Source organism: Citrobacter sp. wls826, from assembly GCF_005281245.1.
Lineage (GTDB): Bacteria > Pseudomonadota > Gammaproteobacteria > Enterobacterales > Enterobacteriaceae > Citrobacter > Citrobacter braakii.
Genome location: NZ_SZWS01000041.1, coordinates 47,886 through 49,123, shown reverse-complemented (window position 1 = coordinate 49,123; position 1,238 = coordinate 47,886). Strand labels below are relative to the sequence as shown.

Below are 1,238 nucleotides of genomic sequence, written 5' to 3'. Positions count from 1 at the left end.
AGGATAAATGATGACACTGAGAAGTATGTTAAAAATAATAATCGGAGCAATCTCACTATGCGCTGTCACTGCCTGTACAAAATCACCCTCACAGGTAATTTATCGCTATGATGATAACCGTTATCTTGAATTGAAAGGTTTTAATTGTGAGGGGGCGCTTTGGTATCATGATACCAAAAGGAATATACATAAGGAGTTAGTCAATGGTGTTTATTCAACATATCAGATCTTTACCGGAGTTTATATTCACCCATCGGATAAGTATATCTTGATACCAAGATGGGAACCGAGTGCATATAAAATAACCAAAGACTATGGGCAAACATGGCAGGTGGCATCTTATATGTCCCCATTTCAGGGGCAAGAGAGAAATTCAGAGGGGAATATGGTCGACAGACCGGAGGGAAAAGAAATCAAAAGAGTGGTGGTGGTTAATAATCAGGCATTTATTACCACTTCGCAGAATCATTTGTATATGAGTTCATATCCTTTTGACGATCCGCGTCTAAAACCCGGCGGACCGGGTATTGATTATAAATTCTTTGATGACACGTATTATCTCTACAGGCCAGGTAAACATAAATCCAAGGGTAAGTATGTAGACGCTCATATGAGACCTGAATCTCCAGGTGCGGCCTGGGGGACGGTCGTTTTTATGAAAGCTGCTTTAGCCCATTTAACGGAGGGTTATAAGGCAAATTATCAAAACCTGCCCGACAAAGAACCGGAGGTGGTGGGCTATAAGGGATGGACCCGGATGCGCTGTGACCTGGATGCGGGAAAATAATCTGCAATGGGATATGCCTGAGTCGCTTAACGTTTAAGGATAAATGATGACACTGAGAAGTATGTTAAAAATAATAATCGGAGCAATCTCGCTATGCGCCGTCTCTGCCTGTACAAAATCACCCACACAGGTTATTTATCGCTATGATGATAACCGCTATCTGGAATTGAAAGGATTCAATTGTGATGGGGCACTTTGGTATCATGACAATAAAAGAAGTATACATAAAGAGATCTATGATGGCATATTTGCTTCCTTCAGAATTTTTACAGGTGAATATATTCATCCTTCCGATAAATATATATTTATTCCTGAGTGGGAGCCGGGGGCATACACAATATCCAAAGACTATGGGCAAACATGGGAGGTGGCATCTTATATGTCTCCATTTCAGGGGCAAGAGAGAAATTCAGAGGGGAATATGGTCGACAGACCGGAAGGAAAAGAAATA

The 1,238-nt window shown here is 41.2% G+C and carries 1 protein-coding gene and 1 pseudogene; both read left to right on the top strand.

The genetic code is table 11. From position 1 onward, the window contains the following. Positions 1-10 precede the first annotated feature (10 nt). Positions 11-787: a hypothetical protein gene (locus FDW87_RS09220; protein ID WP_137379686.1), complete on the top strand. Its 777-nt coding sequence runs from the start codon at positions 11-13 to the stop codon at positions 785-787. A 46-nt stretch (positions 788-833) separates the two neighbouring features. Continuing rightward, a pseudogene (locus FDW87_RS22180) lies at positions 834-1,238 on the top strand (hypothetical protein); the annotation flags it as partial.